Source organism: Nocardia colli (assembly GCF_008704205.1).
GTDB lineage: Bacteria > Actinomycetota > Actinomycetes > Mycobacteriales > Mycobacteriaceae > Nocardia > Nocardia colli.
The window spans coordinates 181909-188553 of the sequence record NZ_VXLC01000011.1; the positions used below are offsets into that span (position 1 = coordinate 181909).

7 protein-coding genes are annotated in these 6645 nt (G+C 67.4%); all 7 read left to right on the forward strand.

All coding sequences use genetic code 11. From position 1 onward, the window contains the following. Positions 1-28 precede the first annotated feature (28 nt). On the forward strand, positions 29-994 hold the full coding sequence (locus tag F3087_RS23150) for an alpha/beta hydrolase (RefSeq protein WP_150404126.1): 966 nt from the start codon (positions 29-31) through the stop codon (positions 992-994). A gap of 109 nt (positions 995-1103) precedes the next feature. Continuing rightward, complete coding sequence (locus tag F3087_RS23155; protein ID WP_150404127.1) at positions 1104-1595, forward strand: DUF6301 family protein; 492 nt, start codon at positions 1104-1106, stop codon at positions 1593-1595. Further along, the gene (locus F3087_RS23160) at positions 1592-2041 is read left to right on the forward strand and encodes a TY-Chap domain-containing protein (protein WP_150404128.1); all 450 of its coding nucleotides are present in this window, start codon (positions 1592-1594) and stop codon (positions 2039-2041) included. Before F3087_RS23155 ends, F3087_RS23160 begins: the two co-directional genes overlap by 4 nt. 129 nt (positions 2042-2170) lie before the next feature. Then, entirely contained in the window at positions 2171-3826 is a 1656-nt protein-coding gene (locus F3087_RS23165; protein ID WP_223885278.1) for a hypothetical protein, read from the forward strand. Between the two features lie 200 nt (positions 3827-4026). Continuing rightward, a complete protein-coding gene (locus F3087_RS23170; RefSeq protein WP_150404129.1) occupies positions 4027-4359 on the forward strand; it encodes a hypothetical protein in 333 nt (110 codons plus the stop codon). 16 nt (positions 4360-4375) lie between these two features. Continuing rightward, positions 4376-4894, forward strand: coding sequence for a YbaB/EbfC family nucleoid-associated protein (locus F3087_RS23175; RefSeq protein WP_223885279.1), 519 nt, complete (start codon positions 4376-4378; stop codon positions 4892-4894). Between the two features lie 5 nt (positions 4895-4899). Beyond that, positions 4900-6645 (forward strand): WXG100-like domain-containing protein (locus F3087_RS23180; RefSeq protein WP_150404130.1); only part of this gene is annotated, 1746 nt, incomplete at its 3' end.

A 6645-nucleotide genomic window follows, 5' to 3' on the forward strand; every position in this document is an offset into this window, starting at 1 on the left:
AGCCCGTCGGCTTGGGTTCAATCGGTAGATGATCAATGGTGATCCGCTATCTCTGGCCAGCCGTGGCGTGATTTTCGCGTTGCACTCCACGCTGCGACCACTCGGTGCGCGCCTGCCCGCCAACCGTTTCGGCGTGGCCGGCGCCCGGCTCGGGCTGGCCGTCGCCTGCCGGATCTGGTTCGACCGCACCTTGCCGACCACAGTGGTGGACACCGAAGGGCCGCGCGGCCGGACCATGGGGGAGTGGGTCGGCGCAGCGCCGCGACCCGGGCAATCACTCATCTACTACTTGCACGGCAGCGGCTACGTCGGTTGCAGCCCGTCCACCCACCGCGGCTTGGTCTCCGAACTGTCGCGCCGCCTCGACCGCCCCGCGTTCACCCTGCGCTACCGGCGCGCCCCCGAACACCGATTCCCCGCCGCCCACGACGACGTCCTGAACGGCTACCTCTGGCTACTCGAACAAGGCCACGCCGCGCAAGACATTGTGCTCATGGGTGATTCAGCCGGCGGCCACATGTCCCTCGGCCTGTGCGTCCAACTGCGCGAACTCGGCCTACCCCAACCCAAGGCCCTCGTCGGCTTCTCCGCCCTCGTCGACTCGACCTGGACCCTCGCCGACGCCCGCCGCACCGAGGTGAACGAGGCCTTCATGTCCTTCGGCCTCGCCACCCGAATGACCGGCCTCTACACCGGCACAACCCATTTCGACGACCCCCGGCTGAACGTTGCCGCCCACGTCGGCCCCGACCTCCCCCCGATGCTGCTGCAGGCGGGCGGCAGCGAAATGCTCAGCGCCGACGCCGAACACTACGGCGCAGCCCAGCGCGCCGCCGGCGGCCGGTGCGAGGTACAGCTGTGGCCAGGCATGTTCCACGTATTTCAGGTCGCCCATCGACTCCTGCCCGAGGCCCGCTCCGCCCTGGACGGCGTCGAGCAGTTCATCGCCGAGGTCGAACGCGCCGAGGTCGAACGCGGTCCACTCTCGGCATAGCGCTCGCCGCCGTCGTTTCGGGGCGCGGTCTGTTGTGCATGGTTACCCGTTGTGGCACAGTCGATCGCGCGGAAAAGACGAGGTCCGACGGTAGAGCTAGGGTGATTGCATGACGGAATGGCGTGCGTTGACCGACGAGGAAATCGTCGAGCTGGCCAGCCGGCTGCGATCACTCGATTGGTCGTGGCAGCTCGACGATGCGGCACAGCTGGCATCGGCGTTCGGCTGGACCGTGGTGATGGCGCGGGGCGACTGGGTCATGCTCGACTCCGGGTTCGGAGCGGGCAGCGCCAAGCTGACCGGCCGGGACGGTCAGGCGGGCGAGATCAAGGTCCAGGTGACCGACTTCGCCTCCGACGACGAGCCGGAAGGATCGCAGACGCGCGACGCGTTCGCGGCCATGGTCGCCGCGCTGAGCGGTGCGTTCGGTGAGCCGACTGCGCGAATCCCCGGCGCGGTACCCGAGGTCCGCTGGGCCGGCGCCGAGACAACGCTCGTGCTGCGCGATCCCGGCACGACCGTGGAGCTGTATCTGATGACCAACCCCTGGCTCGCCGACCACGACGCGGCCATCGACCTGGAGGAACAGGGGTTGCTGTGACGGGATGGGCGGAGTTCGCCGACGGGTTGGCCACGCAATTGGCGACGCTGCCGACCGGCGCGGTGGTGGTCATCGGTGAAGCGCCGATCTCCTCGGACAAGAGCAGGACCACGCAGTTCCGGCAGCTCGACGACAGTGTGTGGGCGCAACTGGCCGGTGATCGCTGGCTCGATCCCGCGGTGCAAGCGGGTGAGCAGGGAAGGCATCTGCTGCGGGCGACGGGCTGGCAGGAACCCGACGCAGACCACCTCGACAATTGGTGGGTCGAACTGCCCTGGCCCGTGCCGTCGACGGCCTATCGAAGGTTGGCGGACATGGTGGTGACCGGTCTGCGCGACGCCTTCCGGATCGCCGACCCCACACCCCTGGTCTATCAGGCGTGGAACGAGAAAACGGCCAACAGTCCGCTGGAATTGCCGCTACTCGGATTGCGGCCCGAGGCCTGACGCGATGCCGCCGCTCGTCCGCGCACGCGGACCTCACCGCCCGATGATCTATGCCAGGATTGACGCGGGGGCGGCTACCTCTTCGGAACGGCCGCCGTTTCGGTGCGCAGATGAGGAGATTTCCGCGACGTGACCAGTCCAGACGACCAGGCTCCGGATCCCGGGCCCCGCGACGAGCCGGCGCCGGATCACGATCATGCGGGCGCGCCGTCCGATGCCGAGACGACCGCCGCCCAAACGGCTTTCATGCAGCAGTTCCTGGTCACACCTGAGCAGCAGAACGGTTTTGCCGAACCCACCGAGCCGGCCGCCGCCGAGTCCGTCGACGAGGAACCCGACGTCGGTTTCACCCTCGCCGGAGCCATGGGCGCGACGCCGCCGGTGGCGGATCCGGCCGAGGTGGCCACGGCGATCAGCCATCAGATCGCCAGGGAATTGGGCGGGGCCGGTCCGGACGGCTGGCAGCGATTGGAGGCGGTCTTCGCGGTGACCGTCGCCGCCGAGGTCGCCCTCGCGGTGTTCACCGACGACGAGGAACGGATGGCGCGGGCCTACCCGCCGGAGGAGGTGCTGACCCTGGTCCGCCAGCATCGGCACGTGTCGGCGCAGCTCAGCGACGGACCTTGGTGGCGCTACACCATGACGCTGACCAGCAGCGGTCAGGTCGAGGTCGATTACGACTACGGCGACGAACCGTTCCCCGACGAACAACTCTTCGCCCCGGAGATCTACCGCGCAGACCTCGAGGTCTACCCGCGCGACGTGCTGCCGGTGTGGCTGGCGGCCTACATCGGGCACGCGGATCGGCAGTCGCGGACACCGCAGGAGGCGGCCGTCCAAGCGCGGGCGGATCGGGACGCTGGCCGGCGCGGGGCGCTGGCCGCGAACGACTTTCCGGCGTTCCCGCTGCTGGCGGCCCGCTGGGCGGTGATCGCCGCGGGCTTCGTCGCAGCCGGATCGCCGCTGGGTCCGCGGGTATTGCCCGCGTTGAGCTGGTTCGAAGGGTCCAAGCGCAGCGGCTCCACGCTGTACACGGTGCCGGGTGGCCGGGCCGTGTTGTCCGGCGGAGTGTGGAACGCACCGGAATTGAACGCGGTCTACAACGAGGGCGTGCCGATGCCCGCCCTGTACGCGGGCGCGCCGGAGTGGGTAGCCAATCCGGTGCTGAACTCGCGCGCGGCCAGTGGCCTGCTCTCGTTCTGCTACTGGTGGGAGGGCGGCAACTGGTATCGCGGCATGTCGCCGATCGCCGACGAACTCAGCGATGCGGTGCCCGGCATGTGGTCGCCGGAGTCCGTGGTCGACATCGTGTCCGGGCTGATCGCGGAATCGCCGAGCCCTCGGCTGCGGCAAGCCGTCGCGAACCTGGTGTCCGCCGCGGAGATCGGTGTCGTCACCCGATCCACCCTGGTCGACGTCTTCGGCGAGGACGGCACCTTCGATATCGACAGCGCCCTCTACCAGCTCACCATGGCCGGCGTGACGATGACGGTGCCGGAGCCGATGCCGCAGGAGGACGCCATCGCCCGGGTGCGGCAGTTCATCCTGAACAGCGGCATGGACACCTCCCGGTATCCGATGGACGGCCTGCGCGCGGATCGGATCAGCATCGGCTGGATGGTGTACGTGCCGACCGCGCCGGGCGAGATCGCGATCGGCCGGGCGCTGTTCTACATCGCCGACGACGGCGTGCTGGAACAGTCGTCGTCCTCGGTGGCGCCGTCGCTCTACATCGCCGAGTTCGAGCAGCGATTCCAGCGGCGGCACGGCCAGGTGGATGCCTGATCGTGGCTGCTGGGAGCCGGCAAGCCGGCTCCGGTGCCCCTAGTAATGGGGTGCTCTGTTGGAGTGGTCCACCACTACTGTTGGTGTTACGGTTTATTGACTGGTGGCGGAGATCGGGTGAACTGATCATGAACTCTGCCAAGGATTTCAGGTTACGACCGGGGGTTGGCGTCCCCTCGCACTGCGGGAAAGGGTGCATTGTGGCGGATGAGAAATTCGAGTTCCACCCGGAAGATTTCCGATCGGCCGCGGGGAAGACGGCCCATGTCGGCGATCGGATCACCGACGTCATCAACAACCTGACTTCGACCGTCTCCGGTCGCGGTGCCCCCTGGGGTGACGACAAAATGGGTAACCAGTTCGCGAACGGCCCCGGCGGCGACGACGGATATCTGTCCTCGAAGAAGAACCTGACCGACGGCGTCACCGGTATGGCGGGCACCTTCAAGCAAGTGGCCACCGACCAGCGGAAGGTCGCCGACAAGCTGCAGCAGGATCTGGACAAGCGCAATGGCGAAAGCTTCACCAGGTGAGTAAGGGTCGGTAGCCGTGGCACACGATTTTTCTCGGGGAGACGTCGCGGGCCTGATGGAAGAGGTGCAATCGCAGCTCCACTCCATCGCGCGATTGCAGCAACAGCGCCTTGCACTGACGGGTAAGGCGACGGTGCGCGGCGGCCGAGTGACCGTCGTGGTCAATGCGGACGGCAATGTCATCGAGACCAAGTTCGGCCGGGGCGTCGAGGACTTGGAATACGCGGAATTGGCGCGCGCCGTCACGCAGGCGGCGCAAGAAGCGACCACCGATGTGCGCCGCCAGTCGCAGGAATTGCTCGCGCCGTTCCAGCAGGAGCGCGCGCGTTTGCCGAAGTTGTCGGATCTGGTCGAGGGAATGCCGGACCTCAGCAGCCAGATGCCCGCGCAGGTACACGCGTCACTGAGTAAACCCGATTCGCTGGAGCGGGCCACCGCTGCCGAAACCGACAGCGCCGCCATGACATTCGACAATGTCGAGACGATCGACAATGTGAAGTCCCGGGAGCGTGGGGTCACCGATTCCGGTTGGTGATCTAAATGGACTTCTGGGATGGACTCCTCGAAACTCTCGGGTGGGTCGCCGGTAGCGATTGGCCCGAGGGCTCGGAAACCGGCATGCGAGCGCTGGCCGGTGACTGGCGCAACGCCGCCGAAGAGCTGCGCGGCATCATGGCCGACATCAACGCGGCCAAGTCTGCCGCGCTCGGCGCGTACCCGTCCGGTGCGGCGCGCGATGAGATCGCGGGCGCGTTCGACAAGATGCGCGACGGTACCGGCGCCAGCAAGGAGCAAGAGAACAACAATCTCAAGAAGCTCGCCGAATTCTTCGACAAGCTCGGTGAATCCGCCGACGGCGTCGGTACCGAGATCGAGTACGCCAAATGGATGATGTGGTCCTCGCTGGGACTGCTGGCGATCGAGCTCGCCGCGGCGTGGCTGTTTCCGCCCACCGCACCCGCCGTGGAGTTGGCCGCCATTGCCGCGACCCGTGTGACGATCCGGATGATCGCCAGGCAATCGCTCTTGGCCGCCCTCAAGCATGTCCTCAAGATGGCCGTGACCAAGGGCATCAAGTTCCTCGTCAAGCACGTCGCACTCGACCTCGCGCTCGGCACCATCCAGGACCTGGGAATCCAGTGGATCCAGAAGGAACAGGGCCACCGCAAGGACATCAACTGGGACCAGGTCAAGATGACCGCTGTGTCGTCGGGTGCGGGTGCGCTCGGTGGTGCGGCGGCCGGGCATTGGCTCGGAAACCGTTTGAAGCACGTCGATTTGGGCCCCGGCATGAAGGGCGCGGTCACCGGCCTCGGCGCGGGCTTCGCCGGGTCGATCGCCGGGTACGCACCGCAATTCGCGATCGACGTCATGAACAACGGGTGGGGCGGCGCGCTCAACAACTTCGATCCGCGCATGATCACGGCCGGCCTGTCCAACGGCGCGATGTCCGGCGGCAACAAGGCGCGGGCCACCAATTTCCACTTCGGCCGGATGGGCGCTCCGACCGGCGTCGGGGCACCGGGCGGGCCACGGGTCGGGTATGCGGGCCTCGGGCCCGAAGGCGTTGGTACACATAGCAATGGCGGTCCGGACATGCGTCCGGCCGGCAGCAATGGTCTGAGCACGACGCAGAACGGCGGGGTCGGCCAGGGCGAGCACGGTGGCACGGGTGGTGAACGGACCGGCGGCGACAATGTCGGCGGCGGGGCCGGCAATCGCACCAACAGCTCCGGCGACGGTTCGTCGACGCGGACCGACGATACCTCCGGGCAGAGCGGCGACTCCACTCGCACCGACTCGGATCGGACCTACAGCACCGACGCAGACCGGCAGCAAGGCGGTGATTCGGCGAGCCGTGGCACGGATGGTGGTCAGCAGCAAGGCAATTCGGAGAGCCGCGGTACCGACGGCCAGCAGCAAGGCAATTCGGAAAGTCGTGGTACCGACGGCCAGCAGCAAGGCGGTTCGGAGAATCGCGGTACCGACGGTGGCCAGCAGCACGGTGATTCGGCGAGCCGTGGCACGGATGGTGGTCAGCAGCAAGGCAATTCGGAAAGTCGCGGTACCGACGGCCAGCAGCAAGGCGGTTCGGAGAGCCGTGGCGCCGATGGTCAGCAGCACAGCAATACATCCGAGAGTCGTGGCGGTGCGCCGGAGCAGCATGCCGGAACCGACGGTGGCGGCGCGGACCGCAGCCGGGCAGGCATCGCCGACAGTGGCACGCACGACAGCAGTACCAGCGAGTCGGGCAGCGGCGCCGATCGGTCGACCGTACCCCAGCAG

What these genes read in the sequence shown, in the direction of transcription:
- F3087_RS23150 (WP_150404126.1), top strand. Translation starts at nt 29, where the DNA reads ATGATCAATGGTGATCCGCTATCTCTGGCCAGCCGTGGCGTGATTTTC.
- F3087_RS23155 (WP_150404127.1), top strand. Translation starts at nt 1,104, where the DNA reads ATGACGGAATGGCGTGCGTTGACCGACGAGGAAATCGTCGAGCTGGCC.